At 60.1% G+C, this 21,483-nt stretch carries 14 protein-coding genes; 6 read left to right on the top strand and 8 right to left on the bottom strand.

The features are described 5' to 3' along the window. Nucleotides 1-117 precede the first annotated feature (117 nt). The 4 genes from HY011_05365 (at nt 118) to HY011_05350 (ending at nt 2,738) form a co-directional block, all read left to right on the top strand. Complete coding sequence (locus HY011_05365; protein ID MBI3422347.1) at nt 118-423, top strand: type II toxin-antitoxin system HigB family toxin; 306 nt, start codon at nt 118-120, stop codon at nt 421-423. Nucleotide 424: 1 nt separating this feature from the next. Next, entirely contained in the window at nt 425-832 is a 408-nt protein-coding gene (locus HY011_05360; GenBank protein ID MBI3422346.1) for a transcriptional regulator, read from the top strand. A 458-nt stretch (nt 833-1,290) separates the two neighbouring features. After that, nucleotides 1,291-1,647, top strand: a complete 357-nt coding sequence (locus HY011_05355; GenBank protein MBI3422345.1) for a hypothetical protein — start codon at nt 1,291-1,293, stop codon at nt 1,645-1,647. 8 nt (nt 1,648-1,655) lie between these two features. Further along, nucleotides 1,656-2,738, top strand: a complete 1,083-nt coding sequence (locus HY011_05350; protein MBI3422344.1) for a radical SAM protein — start codon at nt 1,656-1,658, stop codon at nt 2,736-2,738. Here HY011_05350 and HY011_05345 read toward each other — a convergent pair whose 3' ends face one another. The 7 genes from HY011_05345 to HY011_05315 form a co-directional block, all read right to left on the bottom strand. Continuing rightward, the gene (locus tag HY011_05345; GenBank protein ID MBI3422343.1) at nt 2,739-3,734 is read right to left on the bottom strand and encodes a bifunctional oligoribonuclease/PAP phosphatase NrnA; all 996 of its coding nucleotides are present in this window, start codon (nt 3,732-3,734) and stop codon (nt 2,739-2,741) included. 31 nt (nt 3,735-3,765) lie between these two features. Next, on the bottom strand, nt 3,766-4,173 hold the full coding sequence (rbfA, locus tag HY011_05340; GenBank protein ID MBI3422342.1) for a 30S ribosome-binding factor RbfA: 408 nt from the start codon (nt 4,171-4,173) through the stop codon (nt 3,766-3,768). A gap of 89 nt (nt 4,174-4,262) precedes the next feature. Then, a complete protein-coding gene (gene infB, locus HY011_05335; GenBank protein MBI3422341.1) occupies nt 4,263-7,292 on the bottom strand; it encodes a translation initiation factor IF-2 in 3,030 nt (1,009 codons plus the stop codon). A gap of 232 nt (nt 7,293-7,524) precedes the next feature. Beyond that, nucleotides 7,525-9,069 carry a transcription termination/antitermination protein NusA gene (gene nusA, locus HY011_05330; protein ID MBI3422340.1) on the bottom strand — a complete coding sequence of 515 codons (1,545 nt, stop codon included), beginning with the start codon at nt 9,067-9,069 and terminating at the stop codon, nt 7,525-7,527. 90 nt (nt 9,070-9,159) lie between these two features. Continuing rightward, nucleotides 9,160-9,633, bottom strand: coding sequence for a ribosome maturation factor RimP (locus tag HY011_05325; GenBank protein MBI3422339.1), 474 nt, complete (start codon nt 9,631-9,633; stop codon nt 9,160-9,162). Between the two features lie 220 nt (nt 9,634-9,853). Beyond that, nucleotides 9,854-10,567: a metallophosphoesterase family protein gene (locus tag HY011_05320; GenBank protein ID MBI3422338.1), complete on the bottom strand. Its 714-nt coding sequence runs from the start codon at nt 10,565-10,567 to the stop codon at nt 9,854-9,856. A 279-nt stretch (nt 10,568-10,846) separates the two neighbouring features. Then, nucleotides 10,847-16,063 (bottom strand): VCBS repeat-containing protein, encoded by a 5,217-nt coding sequence (locus HY011_05315; GenBank protein ID MBI3422337.1) that lies wholly within the window; start codon nt 16,061-16,063, stop codon nt 10,847-10,849. Between the two features lie 383 nt (nt 16,064-16,446). Between HY011_05315 and HY011_05310 the strand changes: the two genes are divergently transcribed. Both HY011_05310 and HY011_05305 read left to right on the top strand, forming a co-directional pair. After that, on the top strand, nt 16,447-17,073 hold the full coding sequence (locus tag HY011_05310; GenBank protein ID MBI3422336.1) for a sigma-70 family RNA polymerase sigma factor: 627 nt from the start codon (nt 16,447-16,449) through the stop codon (nt 17,071-17,073). Nucleotides 17,074-17,175: 102 nt separating this feature from the next. Beyond that, nucleotides 17,176-20,340, top strand: a complete 3,165-nt coding sequence (locus tag HY011_05305; protein ID MBI3422335.1) for a serine/threonine protein kinase — start codon at nt 17,176-17,178, stop codon at nt 20,338-20,340. Between the two features lie 75 nt (nt 20,341-20,415). Here the strand turns inward: HY011_05305 and HY011_05300 are convergent, their stop codons facing one another. After that, nucleotides 20,416-21,441 carry a methyltransferase gene (locus HY011_05300; GenBank protein MBI3422334.1) on the bottom strand — a complete coding sequence of 342 codons (1,026 nt, stop codon included), beginning with the start codon at nt 21,439-21,441 and terminating at the stop codon, nt 20,416-20,418. Nucleotides 21,442-21,483: the final 42 nt, after the last annotated feature.

Raw genomic sequence — 21,483 nt, 5'->3', positions numbered from 1 at the left:
CCAGCCTGTGTGCCAGTTGCCTTCGCAACCTTGCCACGCCTTTCGTGGGCTTGACAATATCTCCCAATTCGGGAGATATTGTCGCTGCTTCCTCGCGCGTTACCCTGAAAGTTATTTATGAGAATTTTGACGCGCAAGCCTCTTGCTCAATTTTGGGCGACGTACCCTGATGCTGAAACACCACTGCGTAGCTGGATTTCGCTAACGAAGCGCGCAAGCTGGAAAACATTCGTTGAGGTACAAGCTGATTTTCCACACGCGGATTTGGTTGGTGACTGCATCGTTTTCAACATCGGCGGAAACAAGTACCGGCTAATCGTTGATATCGATTTTCCAAGGCAGCGCGTATACATTCGCGCCGTCCTCACCCACAAGGAGTACGATCGTGGGAAATGGAAAGATGACTGCAACTGTAAAACCTAAAATCAGAGTCAGACTACGGTTCGATGCGCGGCAGTACGGCGAGCTTTTGGCGCACGTCACGCCAGTCGTCATTCATACCGAGAAAGAATACGACCGCGTTGTTGCGGCGATTAACGTGCTGCTAAACAAACGCAAAGACATCACGCCCGAAGAAGATCAACTGCTCGATCTATTGTCACTGTTGGTCGAACGATATGAGGACGAACATTACGATTTCGAGGACGCCGCGCCGCACGAGGTCTTGCAACATTTGATGGAAGCGCGCGACTTGGCGCAGAAAGAGTTGGTGCCACTGTTCGGTTCCAGTGGCCGCGCGTCCGAAGCCATCAACGGCGTCCGTCCGATCAGCAAGGTGCAGGCGAAAGCCTTGGCGCAATTTTTCAAAGTCTCGGCGGAGCTATTCATTTGAACCCGCAAGCGGTTCCGCTGATACAGCCAGGATCACACCGCACGCTGCCGGAAAAATCGCTTGACACTTTCCCGACCACGGGTCTACAGTCGCGCCCGTTCACTCAGCAAACAATCATTCAGCTTCGTTGTCCTGCTTGCTCGTCGAAATGAATCGAAACGGCGAGCGCATTTGCACTTTCCCCCAGCAGACCATCACCACCCTGTCTGCGTTTCTCAATTCCGGTTTCGTGTGGGAACGCTGCTGGCGCTTGCGCCAGATAAGCTGCTCTTGAAAACGTCACGACCTGTTTCTCTCCCCTCGCTCTGACGATCAACTGAATTGGTGGCGCTGTAGCCGCAGGGAGACGTGTGTCTATGCCTGTGCGGCAGCGCCAATGCCGAGGTTTCACTCGTGCTTTATGGCGGCAGTCTGTGGGCTGCTGTCACCAATAATTCCGTTTGAAAAGGAGAAATGCTATGGAACCAAAAGCTGCACTTTCGATTGAAGAAGCCTTGTTGCGCGAACTGCGCTTCGGTGGCCTGGACAAAGACAACCTGAAGGAAATGGTGGGGATCGTGGCCGGGTTGCAACGCGCCGGGTTGAAGGGCGTCAAGGCGTTTCCGCGCGGCATCCCGCCCATCGTGGATGGCTTGCGCGTTTGCGGCACGCTGGAAGCCAGCAATGCGAATCAATTCTTCGCCAACATCCTGACCAAGACGCCGCGCATGAGCGGCGTCGAGATTTTCCCTTACGGCATTCCCTGGCCGGAAATCTTCCGGGTCAACGTTGATCTGGGCAATCCGGTGGAAACAGGCCCTATCAATAAATTCTGAGGCACACCATGAACGACACAAAGTTCGACCTGGACGAGTGTTCGTTGGCGGAGCTTTCTGGTAGGGCGGCAGGCCCTACCAGAAGCCCGATTTTGCAAATCCATCCCTCGCTGCGCTGCAATCTGGCTTGCGCGCATTGTTATTCCAACTCCGGCCCGACGGCGCGCACGGAACTGGATGTACAAACCGTTTGCGAGGTCATCACCGACGCGGCGGCTTTGGGCTACGCAGTTGTTTCAGTCGCGGGCGGCGAGCCGCTGATGTATCGCGGATTGGAGGAAGTGCTCAACCACGCCAAAACCTTGGGGCTGCGCACCACCGTCACGACCAATGGCTATTTCACACAGCCGAAACTGTTGGAGCGGTTGCGTCCATTGGTGGACGTGCTGGCCATCAGTCTGGATGGGCCGCCCGATGTGCATAACCAGATTCGCGGCTCGGCGCGGGCCTTTGCGCAATTGGAGGCCGGTTTGGCGCAGGTGCGCGCGGCGCAAATTCCCTTCGGCATCATCCACACCGTAACGCAACAGAATTGGGAGCACTTGCTCTGGGTCGCGGAGTTTGCCGCTGCCCAAGGAGCCAAACTGTTGCAACTGCATCCGCTCGAACTGGCCGGACGCGCGAGTGACCGGATGACCGAGGCGGCAGCGGATGAAGAAGCGCTGGCGAAGGTTTATCTGCTGTCTTTTGCGTTGCGGCAGAAATATGCCGAGACAATGGCCGTGCAACTGGACGTGCTGCATCAGGAAGATTTGCGTGAGGAACCGGGCTTGGTTTACGCGGGCGAACTAGCCGCCAACCCAAAGCCAGCACAACTTCATGGTTTGTTGGTGTTGGAAGCGGACGGGACAGTCGTCCCGCTCTCGTATGGCTTTGCGCGGCGTTATCAGCTTTGCAATGTGCGGGAGCAGCGGTTGGCGGCGGCGTGGCCGAGTTATTTAGCGCGCGCGTATCCGGCCTTCAAACAATTGTGCCAGGAGGTTTATGTTGATTTATGCAATGCCAACGGCCCGCCGCTGGTCAATTGGCACGAAGTGATGGTGGCGCGTAGCCAGGCAGCGTTTGAAACACAGCTTCAAGCGGCGGCGTGATCAGCGCGGCCTGATTTCGCGCGCGCTGCCATTGACAGCAAGCGGCGCATTCCGGACGGCCTCTTTCAACTCGTCCAGCACCTGCTGCGTCAGTTCAGCGAAATCCGCTTTCACGGTGAACCCGGCGGCATTGCAATGGCCACCGCCGCCAAAATGTTCGGCCACGCGGGCCACGTTGACGCGGTTCTTTGACCGCAGCGAAATGCGGAACGTGTCGTTGGACAATTCGCGGAAGAAGGCCACGGCTTCGACATCGCCCACTGTGAGCGGGTAATTGATGATGCCGTCCGAATCGTCTTCGGTCGCGCCGGTGCGTTCCATCGCGTCCTTGCTCATCGTGATCCAGGCGATGCGGCCCGTCTCGTCACGCTGCAAAGTCGAGAGCACTTCGCCCACCAGACAGACCTTGGCATATGGGTAGTTATAAAAAATCGCCTGCGAGAGTTTGGCCGGTTGCGCGCCGTGGCGCACGAGTTCGCTGGCGATTTTGAAGGTGCGTTCGGTGGTGTTGGAAAAGTGGAAGGAGCCGGTGTCGGTCAAAAGCGCGGCGTAAACGCAACTGGCGATTTCGGGGGTAATCTTGGCGCCGATGGCTTTGGCGAGGTTGTAAATCATCTCGCCCACGGCGGCGGCGGTCGAATCAATCCAGTTGATATTGCCGTAAAGCGCGGTCGTCGAATGATGATCAATGTTGACGACCAACTGGTCTTTCAGACTGGGCAAGCCGGGCCGTTCGACATCGCTGCATTCGATGACAAAGACGGCGTCATACGCTTGATCCGTATCCGGCAGCACGCGGATTTCGGCGGAACCGGGCAGCCGCAAATACGCGTGTGGCACCTGGTCGCGCGTGATGACTTCGGCTTCTTTGCCGAGGCCGCGCAAAATCCAGCCAAGCGCGAGTGACGAACCCAACCCATCGCCATCCGGTCGGATGTGTGTGGTGATGGCGAAGCGCTGATGGCGCTCAATCAAATCAATTACCTGACCTAACATAGCTTGATTAATACGACCCGGGGGAATTGACTCAACCCGTGGCCGCGGGCGCCGTACCATCAGGCGCGAGCGGTTCCGCAGGCGAATCGTCGGGGGGTAACTCCTTTGCGATTTCTTGAAAGATTTCCATCATGCGCTGACCGTGTTCGAGTGCGTCATCAAACACGAACCGCAATTCGGGTACACGCCGTAGCCGCAGCCGTTGTCCGAGCAACTTGCGCACATAGCCCGCCTGCTCATTGAGCTTCAGAACCGCTTCACGTTGTAATTCCGGAGAACCGAAAACACTGATGAAGACGCGGGCCGTGCTGAGATCGGGACTGACTTTGACTTCGGTGATTGAAGGGAGGCCGGGACATTTATCGCGTAATTCGCGCAGCAACACCTTGCTGATTTCTTCGCGAAAGACGTGGGGCAATCTGTGGGTGCGGTACGACATAAAACTCAGTTGATAGTTAATAGTTGACAGGTGTTAGCGACTGGCACTTCCGGCGAACTAACAACTATCAACTGTCAACTATCAACTAACTACAACTTAGTGGCGGCAACTTTCTCGGTCACATACGCCTCAATCACATCGCCGACTTTGTAATCGTTGAAGCGTTCGATGGTGATGCCGCATTCGAAGTTCTGCTGCACTTCGCTGACATCGTCCTTGAAGCGGCGCAAGCTGCCGATGGGCGCTTCAAAAATCACCACGTTGTCGCGGATGAGGCGCGCCTGCGCGGTGCGTTTGATCAAACCGTTGAGCACCAGACAACCGGCGATGTTGCCGATCTTGGGCACGCGGATGATGTCGCGGACGGAGGCCTTGCCCAGCACGACTTCTTTGGTCGTCGCGTCGAGCATGCCGATCATCGCGTTGCGAATCTCTTCCTCGACCTTGTAAATGATCGAGTGCAAGCGAATGTCCACCTCTTCCTGTTTGGCGATTTCTTCGGCGCGCGCTTCGGGGCGCACGTTGAAGCCGATGATGACGGTGGCCGCGCCAACCGAAGTCGCGTTTGAGGCGCTGGCCAGCAACACGTCGTCATAAGTAATCGCGCCGACACCGGCCCGGATGATGCGGACTTTGACCTTGTCGGTCGAAAGTTTCAGCAAGGTATCCTTGAGCACTTCGACCGAGCCTTGCACGTCGGCCTTGAGAATGACGAGCAGTTCCTTGACCTCGCCGGTCTCCATTTGCATCGCCAGTTGATCCAGACCGCGCGCCGCCGAACGCGCGAGCGCCGTGGTGCGGGCTTTGGCCTGGCGGAACTGGGAAATCTGTTGCGCCTTGCTGATGTCGTCCACCACTTGGAATTGATCGCCCGCGCCGGGCACGCCTTCCAGACCGAGCACTTCGACCGGCATGGCGGGGCCGACTTCGGTGACACGTTCGCCGCGATCATTCATCAGGGCGCGCACCTTGCCGAAATAGTTGCCGACGATGAACGGTTCGCCGACTTTGAGCGAGCCGTTCTGAACGAGCACGGTGGCGACTGCGCCGCGTCCGCGATCCAGTTTGGCTTCGAGCACGGTGCCCGTGGCCATGCGTTTCGGATTGGCTTTCAAATCCATCAGGTCGGCTTGCAGCAGAATCATTTCCAGCACGCCGTTGACGTTTTGCCGCATCTTCGCCGAAACCTCGACCATCGTGGTGTCGCCGCCCCAGCTATCCCAGAGCAGGCCGCGATCAGCCAATTCTTTCTTGACGCGTTCAGGGTTGGCATCGCCTTTATCAATCTTGTTGATCGCCACGATGATCGGGACGTTGGCGGCTTTGGCGTGTTCGATGGCTTCGATGGTTTGCGGCATGACGCCGTCATCGGCGGCCACGACCAAGACGACGATGTCCGTGACCTTGGCGCCCCGGGCGCGCATCATCGTGAAGGCTTCGTGGCCCGGCGTATCGAGGAATACGACGCGGCGCAGTTCCACCGGATTATCCGGGTTGGCCACTTGGACCGAATAGGCGCCGATGTGCTGCGTGATGCCGCCCGCTTCGCCCTCGGCCACGCGGGCTGAGCGAATGGCGTCCAGCAAACTGGTTTTGCCGTGGTCTACGTGGCCCATCACGGTGACGACGGGAGCGCGCATTTCGGTGTCGTCCATCGCCTCGGGCGTGATCTCGAATTCGGACTCGACCATCATCTCTTCGAATTCGCCGAAGGTGACGTCCCAGCCATAGAGCCTGCCCAGGTCTTTGGCCAGATCAGGATTGAGTACCTGATTGATCGTGGCCATCACCCCGCGCTTCATCAATTCAGCCACCACATCGCGCGGTTTAGCTTCAGCTTTCTCGGCGAATTCGCGCACGGTGGTGCCTTCAACCAGGCGCAACGGTTTCAACTCGACCGGGGCTTGCCGCACTTGCGGCTGGGGCGCTTGGAAGCCCTTGCGCAATTGGTTCTGCCGATCAGGCGTAGCATCCTTGTCGCCCTTGCGATGTGTGGTGTGTCGGCCTTTATGACGCGCGTCTGGCGGTGGCACGTAGGTGTGCAATTGCGGTTTGCCCGATTCCAGCAAATGGACACCGGGAGCGCGCTTTCGGTCGCCTGCCGCTCCCGCCTCACCCGTCCGTGGAGCGCCACGGCCTTCGCGCCCCAGCGGCCCGGTTTGGCCAGGAGCTCCGGCTTGACCTAACTGGCCCGTCTGGCCCGGCTGCCGCAATTGCCCCGTGCGTCCATCGCGCCCGATGCGCGGTTGAGGTTGTTGGGGCTGCGGCTGAAAGGGTTTGGCTGGCGCCAGTTTGATCACTGTCGTGCGGTTTGCCGGTTGTCCATGTGGTTGCCCATGACCGTGCGGCGCGCGCGCTGAAGCTGGTAAAGCTCCCGTCGTCGCCGGCATCTGCTTGGTGATCGGCGGCACGTCCAGTTTCGTAACGGCTGGCCCGGCTGGCCTGGACGGCGCAGGCGCGGGCGGCGCGGCGGCAGGTGCCTCTGTTATAGGAGCCGCCGGGCTTTCAACAGGTTCAGCCAGCGGTGCGAGGGCGGGTGCGGGTGTAATTGACTCCTCCTGGATTGCTTGCTCTGCTTCAGGTTCAGCCGTCAGCGCGGGCGCTGCCGGCGGCGCAATTGCGGGCAGAGGCACGAGCGTTTCCGCGCGTATCTCGGCAACGTCGGCAGGCGCGGGCATGGCAACGGGCGGCAGTTCGGCTGCGGGCGCAGGTTTGACCGGGCGCGTGCCGAGCGGTTGCGTGCTAAGTTTGCGGACTTCTTGCGCGGGTGGCGCGGCCTCGGCAAGCGCGGACACGGGCGCAACTGGTTGCGGAGTTCGTACTGCCGGAGTTGTGACAGGCGCACCCGGCAAAGGCGCTGTGGGCATCACGTCGGCCTGCGCCGTGCCCGGCGGCGGAACCGCATGTTTGATCAAACGGGCCGTGCGAGGCGTGGCGGCTTGCTCTTTTTTCGGGAAATACATTTCGCGGATTTTGTCCGCGACGGCATCCGGCAGCGTGTTCGAGGGAACGCTCACGTCCACACCCAGGCGGCGGGCATCTTCGATGACTTTGCGATTTTCGAGCTTGAGTTCTTTTGCTAGATCGTAAACTCGGACCTTATTAGCGATGGACCCCATTGATTCCTTCCACAAGAAAAGCCAGCGTATAAGTCATCCCGCGTGGGAAGCGCTGCTTTTCCGCTGCTCGAATAATCAAAGCCTCAGCGTACTCACATCAGCCCCTCCGCTGGCAGTGAGAGCGCCAGGGCAACGTGCCGCAAGCCTGCTGGGTAAGCGCGACTTGCCACGACCGCCCGGCGCCGTGTTTTTCAAATGTTCCCTGTTCATAACAGCTTCATGGCCTTCATAGCTATTCTTCTTCAGGGGCTTGTGCTGCCGCCGTTGCTGGCGCGGCAACCGCCGTCGTGTCTGCCGTATCTGCTACGGCAATCGGCTCGACGACCTCTTCAGCGACTTCCTCAGCCGCGGTTTTGGTGGCGTCCTCTGCGTTCGCTACACCGGTTTCTTCACCCATCTCCACGCCGGGTTCTTCATCGGCTTCTTCATATGCCTCAACCCCGGCCTCCTCGCCTTCAAACTCTTCCACATAATCATCGTCGCCCGGGACGGCCAGGCGTTCGCGGCGCGCCTCGGCAATTTCCTGGGCGGTGACAATCAGGTCTTCCGCCTCATCCACGCTCAGATCGAGCCAGTCGCAGATGTCATCCACCGAGGCATCGGCCAGTTGTTCGATGGTCTCGATGCCATGTTCGGCCAGCGTTTCAGAGTCAGAGGGCGTAATGCCTTCAATAAAGGTCAGCGGGACGACCGGCGAAGAGAGCATCTGCTCCATCTGCGTCGCGATCTCGCGCTTCATTTCTTCTTCGCTGCGGATGTCAATGTCCCAGCCCACTAAGCGCGCGGCCAACCGCACGTTCTGGCCGCGTTTGCCAATCGCCAGCGACTGCTGTTCATTTTCAACGGTCACCTGCAATTTCTTTTGCTCGAAATCGAGCACCGTTACTTTGCTGACCTTGGCGGGCGAGAGCGCGTTGGCGGCAAAGATGGCGGGGTCTTCCGACCATTCGATGATGTCAATCTTTTCGCCGCGCAACTCGCGGATGATGGATTGCACGCGCGAGCCTTTCATGCCCACGCAAGCCCCCACCGGATCAACGTCGCGTTCGTTGGACATCACAGCGATCTTGGCGCGGTCGCCCGGTTCGCGCACGGCGGCCTTGATGACCACGGTGCCGTCATAAATTTCGGGCACTTCCATCTCAAACAGCCGCTTGACCATTTCCGGGCTGGTGCGCGAAACCTCAATCTGCGGGCCGCGTGATTCCTTGTTCACATTGCTAATGACGCAGCGCAGGCGTTCGCCTTGCGTGAAGTTCTCGACGCGCGATTGCTGCGATTTGGGCATCACGGCTTCGACGCCATTGCCCAGGTCGAAAATCATCTTGCCGCTCTCAAAGCGTTTGATGAAGCCGTTGACCAATTCGCCTAGCCGCCCGATGTATTCCTCGTAAACGTTGTTGCGTTCGGCCTCGCGCACCTTTTGCAGAATGATCTGCTTGGCGGTCTGGGCGGCGATGCGGCCCAAATCTTCCATCGGGCGCGGCAATTCGAGCATGTCGCCGACTTCGGCGCCTTCGCCGACTTCGTCATTGGCTTCGGGGACGGTCAACTCGCGCGCCGGGTCTTCCACAACCTCGACTACGGTTTTGATCGCATATAACTCAATCGTGCCGCCATCCAAGTTGTAGCGCGCGTGTAAATCTTCGCCGGTGCGGAACTGCTTGCGCGACGCGGTAACGACTGCATCTTCGATCGCGCTGATGATGACCGAGGGGTCAATCTTCTTCTCTTTGCTGAGCAACTCGATGTTTTGTGCAATGGAACTCAGATTCATATTTGTCAGGGGTTAGGGAATAGAGGCTAGGGGCTAGAGCTTAAGAACGCGTTCAAGCGCTGGCTCTAATCCCTCGCTCCTAGCCCCTTGCTAGGGTTCTATTTCAACGTTCGCTTTCAAAATCTTCGCCAGCGGCAGCCGCTGCTGTTTCCCGGTTTCATCTTCGAGCAGGGCCGCCCAATCCGTTTGAAGCTCGCCTTCTTTGTCCAACCCAAGCAGTTTGCCGTGAAAATTGCGTTGGCCGTTGAGCGGTTCTGACAACTTCACGTGGGCAGGTAACCCGGCGAAGCGCTCATAATCCGCCGCCTTGTACAACCCGCGATCCAACCCCGGCGAAGCGACTTCCAGTAAGTAATGCGTGGGGATGAAATCCTCAACATCCAGATGCACGCTTAACTGGCGACTGACTTCCGCGCAATCATCCACCGTCACCCCGCCCGGCTTGTCAATGTACACGCACAAAGTCTTTTGCCGTCCGTCAGCCCATTCGACATGCACCAACTCCAACCCTTGACGAACAACCAAGCGCTCGACCAATTCCTGAACGCGCGGATCAAGTTTCACTGAATGGGACTCCCGCTTGCCAGTGGCCGGGCTTTTTGAATTGTTACGCAAACCCGCCACCGAAGATGAAAAAGGTGGGCGCGACCGCCCACCTCGAAGTAAGGCGGATACTAGCCGAAAGGGTTGGGCAACGCAAGCACCTTTCCTGAAAGGGCCTGCGGACGCTCATGGACGCGCGCGCCTGGCTGATAAGGGTGATCCATCCAGCGGCCAAGCAGCCTCACAGCACCGGTGCCACCGGAAAACGAAACGTCTCCGCCGCCACCAAATTGAATTGCCCGGCGGCCAACTCCGCCACCAGATCAAAAAACTGCACCGTGCCCGCACCGAAATCCGCCACGCACACACAGGGGCGATGCTGCCGGTAAAGCGTCCCGGCATTGATGATCGTCAATTCGTCCCCGGCCTCGCCAAAGCTACGCACCAGCCGTTGATGCGTGTGCCCGTTGAGCACAAACCGGTATTCGCGCCGGCTGACCAGTTGCCAGAGCGGATAGTTGGAATGAATCCGCAACACATCATCCGCTGGCCAGACACCCGCCATATCATCCGCCCCTAAACCATGACAGAGCAGCGCGCGCCCAGCGACTGTCTCTAACCGCCGCAACGTCGGCAGTTGCGGCAGGTATTCCCAAGCCGAAGAACGCAAATCGAACCGCGAAGTCACCTCCGGCAAGCTGCGCATCTCGCCCGCGAACAGCCAGCGTTCGTGATTGCCCCGTACCGCGATGACCTGATGTGCGCGCAGCAATTCGATGGTGCGATTCACATCGCCCGGCCCATCCACGAGGTCGCCCACGGCGCACACCAGGTCGAGTTGCTGCGTTTGGAAAAACGCCAGCGCCGCCGCCAGCCGCCCGTCTTCGCAATGGATGTCGCCCAGCAGGCCGATGCGCCGCAGCAGCTTTGGATTGTCTTGCTCGGAGTTCAGCATCGCCTTGTGTTTACCACAGTTGTAAAGAACACGGGAGCCGTAAGTCCAAATTTCAAATCTCCAAATTTCAAATTCGGACTGCCAACCCCCAAAACAAAAAACTCCACGCCGATTTTTCAACCGGCGTGGAGACCATCGCTACAAGCTCTCTTGTTGTACGTCACCCTCAGCTACGGCCAGCGCCGCGTAGCTGGATTGGCCTGCCCATAAATTTTGTTGCGCCAGCAACCACAGCCGGCGCGGGATCGGCGGCGCTGTGCGCCACATACCGTGGCAACGTTACTTGAAACTGACCCGCACGGCATTGGCAGCCACACCCTCCACCGACAGCGCCAGTTCCACTTCGCCGCGCCCGCTCAGTGCGCGCGGCAACCGCACGTTGAGTTGATCCAATCCCACAAAGCCGCCTTGCGGGCCGGCGTATAGCACTTCCGCCGCCACGCCGCCAATGGTTACAGAAACGCTAGCCAATGAACTTCGCCCCCGCGTGCCGGTGCCGAACAGCAAGAGGAAAACCTGATCGGAGGCGTCACCCACGTCGAGCGGCACGGGCACGAATTGATTCTGCCCCGTGTCGAAGCGCGCGACGGTTTCAAACGACTGTGCGCCGTTTGCCTTGACGCGCAAGAGCACTGCCGCCGGGACGCCCTTGCCGTTGGCGTTGGCCGTGAATAAACCGGGCGCAACGTTGGCTAAGGAAACGGCCCCTTCAATGACAGCCCCGCTGTTGCTGTTGACGCTGACCGTCGCCAGCCCCGGCGCCAGTCCCGGCGGGACATGGCAATTGATTTGTCCGGGCGAGACAAAGAAGAGCGGCGCGGTAAGTTGCGTCCCCAAGCTGTCGCGCCAATTCACCGAAGTCCCCGCCAATGCGGTGGGCAAAGGCTGCGCGGTGGCGGACTGGGTCGTGGCGGAGAAACCTGCCCCAAATAACGAGACAATCGAATCACGCGCGACCGGCGCGGGAGGCGGATTGAAACTCGCTGAGGAAACCGTTGCCACAGTGGCGGCAGCCGTACAGCCGCCGGTGAGCAAGGTGACACTGGGCGTCAGGCTGTTGGCGACCAACAAATCGAGCCGCTTGTCGAAATTGAAATCGCCCACCAGTACGTCCGTCACACCGCTGCCCGTGTTGTAATTGATTGGCGCGCCGAAGCTGCCTATGCCATCGCCCAGCAGCACCGCGATGCGGTTGGCGGTGAAGCCGCCCACCACCAGATCATCCCACCCATCTTGATTGAGATTGGCGCTCGCCAGCGTGTAACAGGGGATGCCGACTTCAAAATGGCGCGCCGCGCGGAAACCGCCCGCGCCATCTCCGAACAGCACCGACAGCCGCGTGGAGCCGAAGTTGCCCACCGCAATGTCCATGTGAGTGTCGCCGTTGAAATCGCCGAGCGCGAGCGACAATGGCCGCGCATCCACCGCCAGCGGGAGCGGGGCTTCGAATGTTCCATCGCCTTTGCCGAACAACAGCACAACGCTGTTGAACTCACCCACTGTCACGGCAATATCCGGCTTGCCGTCGTTATTCAAATCGGCGGCTTTGATCCCGACCACCTCCGCGCCACCCACAATGATATTGGTCGGCGGCGTCTTGAAAGTGCCGTCGCCATTGCCCAAGAGGATCGAAACGTTGCGTGAATCCCGATTCGCCACCACCAGGTCGCGCCGCTCATCATTGTTGAAATCCGCCGTGGCGAGGCCGCGTGGCCCGCTGCCCACAGTGGGACTGACGGCGGTGGCAGTAAAACCGCCGAGATTGTTTTGCAGCAAAACCGTGAGGTTATTCGCTCGGTAATTGGCGGTGACAAGATCGGGTCTGCCGTCGCCGTTGAAATCATCCACGGTCAGCGCCACCGGATTCTGCCCGACCGGCAGCGTCGCAGTGTCGGCAAACCCGCCGCGCCCATTGCCGAACATCACACGCACGGTGTTCGCCGTGGCGTCGCACACCGCCAGGTCTGGATTGCCGTCGCGATTGAAATCGCGGCTGACCAGCGCATAAGGCTCGCGCGCATTGCCCAGCACGACTGACGATTGATAGCCGGGCGTGGCGCAGGCCGCGCCCGCCACGGTAAAGGTGACTTCCGCCACGGCGGATTCCCGGTCGCCCGCCTTCACCGTGAATTTCAAACTGTCGCGTCCGACGAAATTTTCTCCCGCGAACCGTAGCGTGGTTTGCGAGTAGACCAGATTCGGCGCGGCGCCCAGCAAATCGCCGTGCTTCGGCGGCTCTTTGAGGACATAGCTCAGGGGCGCGCCATCGCTGTCGAAACCCGTGAGAGTGAAGGGTTGATTTTGATTGAGCGTGACTGGCACGGCTTGCGCGTGCGCAATGAATTGCTTGCCCACGGTTACGGTTGGGACAGCAAGCTCCAGGTCTTGCACGGGATTGTCCACCGCCAGCAAGCCTTCAGTATTCGCCACGAGCCGCGCATCGGGTGGATTCGCCAGCCGGAAGCGCGCAAGATCATCGAGCAACCCATGCACGACTTCGCCCAGCGCGTTGAGCCGCGTGGTGGTCAGCACTTGAATGTCGCCGTTGGGGAAGGCGCTGCCCGGCGGTGCGAGGCGGATGGTGTCGTAGACTTGTGTGAGATACACATCGTCAGGCAATTGTTGATCGCCATTGAGCAGGCCGCGCAAGGCGTCGTTCTCTTCCAGCGAACGCGACATGCCAAAAGAGAGATAGGCCACGATCAATTTTTTGACGCCAGCCAACTCGCGTGTCGCGCTTTGCGCCGGGCCGACGCGCGCGAGTTCGCTGGCGATTTTCGCGGCGAGCGCCGCGCGATGCCGATGCAGAATCTCTTCCACGCTCGTGGCAATCGCATTGATCTGGGCCGTGGTGTAGCGGTTTTCCAAAATCGCCCGCTGCTCGAACTCGGCTTTCCAACTGGCGTTCCAGCGGTTCGTCAATGTGGTGTAATCGCCTACCGTGATTGGCCCCAAACCCGCCAGGCTGAGCTTGAGGTAAGACGTGTTGTCGGTCGGCTGCGCGCGGTAACGCATTTCAAAGCTGATAGTCAGATTGGTCGTCTGCCCGCTGATCGCGCCCCAATCCACCGTCGTGCAATAACGCAAATCGCCCAGCCCCAGCCGCGCCGCCGTGCGAAACGGCGCGGGCATGGCCGTGCCCAGCCGTTCGATGTTGCTGGGCGGCGCGAGCGTGACGGGCGCGGGACTCAGGCAAGTCGGCACGCTGGCGGGCGCGGCCAGCGGCGGTGCTTGATTGGCGTCGAGCCAGAGGCTGACGTTTTTGATCTGCTCGGTGGGTTTGGTATTGGCCGGGTCGTTTTTGTAATCGTCCTCGATCTTCTTCAACGCCGCGCGCAGCTTATCGGCTTTGGCGTCGTACTTGGACAGCAAAGCGTCAACCAACGGGTGATTGGCGCGCACGCCCGTGGCGGTTTTGAGCAGCGTGATGGCTTCGACGAAATCCTGCAATTGGCGGCCCAGGTCATACATCCCGCGCCGGCGCTCCGGCGTGGCGATTTGCTGATTGAGGGCCGGCCATTCGGCGCGCAGTTGCGTATCGGCACTTGTGCTCACTGACCAGTAACGCGGATTGGGCAACAGCACATTCGACAAGGCGGGCAAACCCAGATTACGCGCCGGGAATTGCGCCAGGTAATTGATGTTCGCTTCAAGCGGGTAATTGCTGAGTTCGTCGTAGATTTTGCTGTCGCTGTAATCCCGATTGAGCGAGCCGAGCGCGATAGGGTCCTTCGAGTTGGTGAACGCCCAAGTGTAAAACGTGTTGGCGTAGCGGTCGAAATCCTGCGCACTCATCTCCAAGCCATTGCGCCGCTTGTACCCGATGGCAAGGTTGATGGTTTCGTTCAGGGTGCGGCGTGAGTCCGCGTCAATCCAGTCGTACACGCGGCTTTCCAGCCGGTTGAGTTCCGCATGCACCTTAATCAAATCCTCCTGAATCGGATAAATGCCCAGTTCAATCATCCGGTTGAAGCCATCGGTCATCTTGAAGTAAAGGATGTCCAACTGGTGGTCAATGCGGTCAAAGCGTTCGTGCATTTCCTGGCGCAAGGTGTTGATCTGTGCGGCGATTTGCTTGAGTTGTTTGAGAACGCGACTGTCGGAACCGAACAGCTTGAAAATCTTGATGGCCGCGAACGCGATGCCCAACACGCCTATCGCCATCAACGGATTGCCCAGCGGCAGCAAGCTCACGAACTTGAAATTGCGCACTAACGGATTGGTCGCAATCAACCGCGCGTATTTGACGAAGTTGTTCGCATCTTTGGCGAACTTGATCACGCTCTGGCCGACTTTCCTGATTTTTTCCGCATTGTCGCGGCTGAAAAATCCGACGACTTTGGCCAGCACGTTGATGCCATTGCCGATTTGATTGATGAGCTTTTCGCGCTTCAGGAATTTGTCTTCCTCCGGGTCGCCTGCCAGCAGGCTGGCGAGATCCGCCGTCTCTGAGTTCGCCGCTTGTCGCAGCGCCAGCGTCGCCTGGGGCGAAGGCGTGAACTGGTTGGTGTTGATTTCGCCCAACAACTTCAGATTTTCATCCGTCGCCGTCTTCGCCAGATCGAATTGTTCGTCAGATTTCGCCACCGCGTCGGCCATGAACACGGACAGATTGCCATTGGGTTTGAGGTAAGCTTTTAAGTAATCCGGCGCGACCGGGCTGTTTTGCAAGATCGCCGCCGCGCCATCGAACATCCCCACACCGAGGTAATCGCCAAAGGCGCGCGTGAAAGCCGTGTAAAAGGCCTCATTGACAATCGCCAGATCAAAGGCCTCTTCGAGCTTGGCCTGGACGAATTCGTCCACCTTCACGTCGAGCAGCGCGTATTGCACCGGCTTGAGCACGTCGGTGAAGGGGTTGAAGGCGTTGGGATCGAGAAAGTCGTCGGTGCGCAAGTCGAGATTGATCTTCTCGACGATGGCGGGCGTGACAGCCGGCGCTTTGCCATTGATGGCCGTGGCGATTTCCGTGGCCGCCACGATGCCCGTGCGCAACAGGCTCTTCGGCGGTTGCACGCGCGCCTGCGGCAGGTTGTTGCGGCTGATCTGAAAAAGCGGCGCAAGCTCGTTCGGATTCAAGGCGGGACTGAGTTTGTAGGCTTCCACCAAGACGGCGAGCGCAGGGCCGAGCAGTTCGCTCAAGCGCCGTTGCCGCAGATTGTTGCCGGCAAAGACAGCGAAAATCATTTTGTCGGCTTGGCGTTTGTCGAGCGTGATTTCATCATCCAGCGCCGCCATCTCCGCCAGCGTCAGTTGATCTTGCGGCCGCTTGGCTTGTGCGGCAGAGGGCGGTGGCGAATTCACCAATCCGGCCCTCCCCGCAACCGTAACAGGCTGGTTTTCCGGCTGAGGATGCTTCAAATCCGCGCGTGCCGCGAAGACGGGATTGAGTACCAGCAATAACATCAGAAGACGCACAAGGCAGGCCTTCAGATCGCGCGAGGTGACAGCGGTGGATTTCGTGCGCGGCAATGCGAATGGATGTGGATGCAGCATCGTTATTTTCTCCTTGGCTCATCGGAATGATTCGTAGGGGAATTGCCGCGGCTGACAGCCGATGCTACAGTGCCGCCCATCAGCGAAATGTTCGACAAGGCAATCCGGCGATCAGCCGCTGCGGAGACTGGGCAACAGTCTCCATCACGATAAGCGCGAAAACGGCGCGGAAATTTAGCGGCGCGCGCAAAAATAGATTCTTTCTGTAAATTTTTCGGGGCTGCGGACTGTACCGTAGGCTGCGCGAGCCTGCGGCGGCTTGGCGTTTGTGCCCATTGTTCCGGTAGGTTTGCAGCCGAGTTTGCCGCAGGCTCGCGCAGCCTACGGTACGGTTGGCGCGGCCTTGATCGTACACATTCAGCAACAGCACGTGGAGCACACCGATGGTTCAACCGGATTCCGCAACACCACGCCCCTCGCAAACAGGCGAAGTCACGCAATTGCTGCTGGCCTGGAGCAACGGCGACGAATCGGCATTGGAGCGCCTGGCGCCGCTGGTTTACGCCGAATTGCACCGGCTGGCGCACGGCTATTTGCGGCGGGAGCGCGCCGGGCTGGGGCTGCAAACGACCGAACTCATCCACGAAGCCTGGCTGCGGCTGGTCGGCGGCGAGGTGCCGCACTGGCGTGACCGCGCGCATTTCTTTGCCGTGGCGGCGCGCGTGATGCGGCACGTGCTGGTGGAACTGGCGCGCGCGCGGGGCTATCAAAAACACGGCGCCGATGCGCAACGGGTCACACTGGACGAGGCCGTGCGTGTCGAGGAAGAACGGCTGACCGAAGTGCTGGCCGTGCACGAGGCGCTGACGTTGCTGGCGGCGGGGCATCCGCGCGTGGCCGAGGTGGTCGTGTTGAAATACTTCGGCGGCATGCAAGGGAACGAGATTGCCGAATCGCTCGGCGTTTCGGCGGCGACGGTGACGGAGGATTTGAAATTCGGCAAGGCGTGGTTGCGGCGCGCGCTGACGGGTGAAAAAGATGCGGTACCGGGAGCAGTAGCGACCGGGTGACTCCGAGTCATACGCACTCGGAGTCACCCGGTCGCTACTGCTCCCGGTACCGCACCCCGGCAGCGCACCCCGGCAGCGCACCCCGGCAGCTTGAGGATACCTATGAACAACAACGACGAACGCAATGCCCTGATCGAACGGCTCTTTGCCGAGGCCAGCCGCTTGCCGCCGGCTGAACGCGCGGCCTTTTTGGACGAAGCTTGCGCGGGCGACGACGAATTGCGGCGTGAGGTGGCATCGCTGCTGGCGCACGACCTGACCGGCGACCGGTTGTTGGAAACTGCGGCGGCGGACAAGCTGGCGCGCGTGCTGGCCGCCGCAGACGGCGCGTTGCTGGGGCGCGAATTCGATGCCTACTTCATCGTGCGCGAATTGGGGCGCGGCGGGATGGGGCGTGTTTACCTAGCCGAAGACTTGCGGCTGAAACGACGGTTGGTCGCGGTCAAAGTCTTGCCGGAACTGTTCGCCAAAAACGCCGCGTGGCTTGGGCGGTTTGAACGCGAGGCGCAGGCGGCTTCGGCGCTCAATCACCCGAACATCGTCACGATTCACGCGACAGGCCAGCGCGATGGGCTGCCCTTCATCGTGATGGAATACATCGAGGGCGTCACCTTGCGCGAACACTTGCAGGCGGGCGCGCTGATGTGGCCCGAAGCTGTGCGCATCGCCACGCAAATTGCGGGCGCGCTGCACACCGCCCATCAAGCTGGCATTATCCACCGTGACATCAAGCCAGAAAACGTGATGCTGCGCGGCGACGGGCTGGTCAAGGTGCTGGATTTCGGTATCGCCAAGTTGGGAACGGGTGACGGAGAGGCCGGAGGACAGGGAGCAACAGAAACAACTGTCGCCCCATCACTGACGCTGGCTGGGGCGGTCGTCGGCACGCCGGATTACCTCGCGCCCGAACAGGCGCGCGGCGCACAAGTGGACAAACGCACCGACATCTTTTCGTTCGGCATATTGCTGGCGGAGCTGCTGGCTGGGCGGCATCCGTTGGCAGACAAGAGCGCGGAAGCGAAGCTGGCCGCGTTGGTGAGCGCGGATGAGTTGGCGGTGTTGGCTGAATTGCCCGCGCCCATTCCAGCGGCGTTGGGAGTGATTGTGGCGCGTGCGGTGCGCAAGCGTCCTGACGACCGGTATGATTCAGCCGAAGAGTTGTGGGAGGCGCTCAAGGAATTGAATCCCCCGTTGCCGGGCCGCTTGGCCGAAGCACCGGGCGCAAAAGGGGCGCGGCGCTGGGTGCGCGTGCAACAAGCCAATCGGCTGCTCAATCAATACGTGGCGCTGGCGGCGCTGGACGCGGGCACGCGGCTGCCGTTCAGCGCGTGGTGGACAGCTTGGCGGGCGTCTGAATTCAAAAGCGGAAAGCTGGAACGCGCGTTGTTGCGGAAGAGCTTGTTCAATGCGCTAGGTAAATGGGCCGCGTGGGCGGCGCTCGTGGCGGCCATCACGTTTGGCGTTGCGGCGTTGCTTTCGCGCGCAGAGCAGTGGCAAGAGCGGATTTTGCACGACGGGCATCAAGACATGGCGCGCGCCTTGGCGCTCGCGCCGGATGGCCGGACGCTGGTCACGGTCGGCAATGATAACGCGGTGATCGTTTGGGATGTAGCGCGTGGCGAACGGCGCGCGACGTTGCTGGCACATAGCGGCCCCGTCAGCGCCGTGGCCTTTTCACCGGACGGCCAATGGTTTGCCAGCGCCAGTTCCGAAGGGCGCACCATTGTTTGGGACGCGCTGTGTTTGACGCAGGCGGCGGTCTTGCCTGCGCCGCACCACGGCATTGAGACGATTGCTTTCACGCCAAATGGCCGCTGGCTGGCTGCGTCGGGGCCGGCGAATTTGCTGTTTTGGGAAGTGGGGACGTGGCGCAACATCGTTCAATTGCCAAGCTACAGCCCCAAGCTGTTTTCACCCGACAGCCGCGCGCTAATTACCGGAGATTGGCAGAGCCTTGAGTGGATGACGGGGAAGTTCCGCACGAGTAGTGCCGAACCGAGCTGGAGCTATTGTGCACTCGCGCCTGATGCCGCGCGTTTGGCGACGGTGGATAACAGTGGCTTCGTGGGCTTCTGGGACGTGAGCCGGTTTTGGAGTTCAGGTGTGCGCAAGTTGCTTGGGCGTTATCCCGCGCACCGCGATCACGGGCGCGCGGTGGCTTATTCGCCCGACGGCCGACTGGTGGCGACGGGCAGCGAGAACATCATCGTCTGGGACGCGCAAACACAGGCTAAACTGGCGCGCTTCGTCTGCCGCGACATTGTCACGGGTCTGGCATTCACCCGCGATTCCAAACGCTTGATCTCGACGCACGGCGATGGTGCGATTATGGTTTGGGACATCGCCGAGCAAGAACTGGCGGCCAATTTCGCCGAACACAGCGGCGTGGTGCGCAGCGTGAGCTTTTCACCCGACGGGCAAATGATCGCTTCGGCCAGCGAAGATCGCTCTATCATTCTTTGGGACGCGGCCAGCGGTTTGAAGCGCGGCGTCCTGTCAGGGCAAGGCGCGCCGCTCGCCGCCACCGCGTTTTCGGCGGATGGACGGCGGGTTGTCGCCAGCGATATTTATGGACGTGTGCTGCTGTGGGACGCCACGACGCGCGCGCTGCTGCGTAGTTTTGCGCCGTTGCACAAACGCGAGTCCGACCTCGGCTACTGTGTCACCCTCTCGCCCGATCAAAAATGGGTGGCGACGACCTTTGGCGTTTATGCGCTTGAAGACGGGCGCGTGGCGGTTGATTTTGCGCCGCTGAAAGATTCTGCATCACCGGAAATTCACAGCGCGGCGTTTTCGCCTGACGGCAAATGGCTGGCGTGTGTGGCAACGGGCGGCCACGTCTATTTGTGGGAAGTTGGGAGTTGGCGGTTCCGAGAGGCAATCGTCCCCAATAAACAGAACCTCGTGGCCGTCGCGTTTGCGCCCGATAGCCAGCGGCTGGCGACGGGCGAAAATTCCGGGGCGCTGCGGTTGTGGCAGGTCGCGCCGTTGCAAGACCTCGGCTTCATCGGGCGGCACAAGGCCAATGTCGAAGCGCTCTCCTTCGCGCCAGACGGAGGCGTGCTCGCCTCGGCCAGCGACGACGAGACGGTAGCGTTGTGGGATGTCGCGCGGCGGCGTTTTCTCGGCAATGTCGGCACGCACAAACCATCGGTACTCTCCGTCGCTTTCGCACCTGATGGCAAGCGGCTCGTGACGGGCGAGCATGACAATTCGGTGCGCGTTTACACGCGGCAACGCACGCTCTGGGGCTGGCGTTTGGATTGACCTGACGCAAAGCAAAGGCGGCGCAACGACGATACAACATTGAGCCGCCCGCACCTGAGTGCAAATCGAACAGGCTCAGGAGACTTTTTCCCCTTCGATCACACACATCGGCGAGTGCGTCGGCACAATGCGCGTGAGCCGGAAGCCCGCCCGTTGGAACAGGTCGCGGAACTGCTCCGCCGTGCGTTCGCGTCCGCCCAGCATCACCAGCATATTCAAGTCCAGAAACTTGCTCATACTCGGCTCGTTGCCCGGCGGCACGACCATTTCGCCTAAGAGCAATTTGCCGTGTGCGGGCATGGCGCGCTGCACTGTTTGCAAGATCGCCAGCGCGCGCTCGTCATCCCAATCGTGGATGATGAATTTCAAGAAGTAAGCATCGCCGCCCGCCGGCACTGCCTGAAAGAAATCGCCGCCGGCAATTTCGCAACGTGCGCGCACGTTTGCTGCTTCAAGCAACGGCCCGGCATCAGCAATGACGTGTGGTTGATCAAACAGCACGCCGCGCATGTGCGGATAGCGCGGCAGCACCGCCGCTAACAGCGCACCCAGACTGCCCGCCACATCCACCAGCGTGTTGATGCCGCTGAAATCATAGGCCGCCAGCAAGGCCTGATTGACCAGGGCGGTAAACCCGGTCATCGAATTGTTGAAGTTCTGTGCGTGTTCGGGATTCTGCGCGTAATACTCCCAGCAATTCATTTTGTAATGATCTTCAAACGCGATGCCGCCCGTTTCGAGGCTGTGCAGCAAGTTGCTCCAGGCCACGAAATGCTCCTGGCCGAGTTCGACCAGGGCCGTCCAGCGCAACGAAACCGGCGCGTCGGTGCGCAACATGTCTGACAGCGGCGTTTGCGCAAACCGTCCTTGCTCGTCTTCGGCAAACACGCCGACGCTGGCGAGCGCGCGCAACAGGCGATAAAGCGAGGGAGCGTGCGTCCCTGTCGCCGCCGCCAATTGCGCGGCAGTTTGTGGCCCGTCCTTGACCAAATCGGCGAGGCCGAGTTTGGCGGCGGCATACAGTGCGCGCGTCGTCCAGAAGTTAAAGATCATCTGCATCATTACATCGCCGGGTTGCGGCACGGGTTGGGTTGGCGTCATCTGATCCTCCTTTGGTTTGAAGCGTTAATGCCGGTTGTGTAA

This window comes from Acidobacteriota bacterium (assembly GCA_016196035.1).
GTDB lineage: Bacteria > Acidobacteriota > Blastocatellia > RBC074 > RBC074 > JACPYM01.
Note: the sequence above shows the minus strand (reverse complement) of the source record. Positions and strands in the feature narration are given on the sequence as shown.

Excerpts from the sequence above, each read along its gene's own strand:
- HY011_05345 (MBI3422343.1), bottom strand. The coding sequence starts at position 3,734 with ATGTTAGGTCAGGTAATTGATTTGATTGAGCGCCATCAGCGCTTCGCC.
- HY011_05365 (MBI3422347.1), top strand. The coding sequence starts at position 118 with ATGAGAATTTTGACGCGCAAGCCTCTTGCTCAATTTTGGGCGACGTAC.
- HY011_05350 (MBI3422344.1), top strand. The coding sequence starts at position 1,656 with ATGAACGACACAAAGTTCGACCTGGACGAGTGTTCGTTGGCGGAGCTT.
- HY011_05320 (MBI3422338.1), bottom strand. The coding sequence starts at position 10,567 with ATGCTGAACTCCGAGCAAGACAATCCAAAGCTGCTGCGGCGCATCGGC.
- HY011_05315 (MBI3422337.1), bottom strand. The coding sequence starts at position 16,063 with ATGCTGCATCCACATCCATTCGCATTGCCGCGCACGAAATCCACCGCT.
- HY011_05305 (MBI3422335.1), top strand. The coding sequence starts at position 17,176 with ATGAACAACAACGACGAACGCAATGCCCTGATCGAACGGCTCTTTGCC.
- nusA (MBI3422340.1), bottom strand. The coding sequence starts at position 9,069 with ATGAATCTGAGTTCCATTGCACAAAACATCGAGTTGCTCAGCAAAGAG.
- HY011_05355 (MBI3422345.1), top strand. The coding sequence starts at position 1,291 with ATGGAACCAAAAGCTGCACTTTCGATTGAAGAAGCCTTGTTGCGCGAA.
- rbfA (MBI3422342.1), bottom strand. The coding sequence starts at position 4,173 with ATGTCGTACCGCACCCACAGATTGCCCCACGTCTTTCGCGAAGAAATC.
- infB (MBI3422341.1), bottom strand. The coding sequence starts at position 7,292 with ATGGGGTCCATCGCTAATAAGGTCCGAGTTTACGATCTAGCAAAAGAA.
- HY011_05300 (MBI3422334.1), bottom strand. The coding sequence starts at position 21,441 with ATGACGCCAACCCAACCCGTGCCGCAACCCGGCGATGTAATGATGCAG.
- HY011_05310 (MBI3422336.1), top strand. The coding sequence starts at position 16,447 with ATGGTTCAACCGGATTCCGCAACACCACGCCCCTCGCAAACAGGCGAA.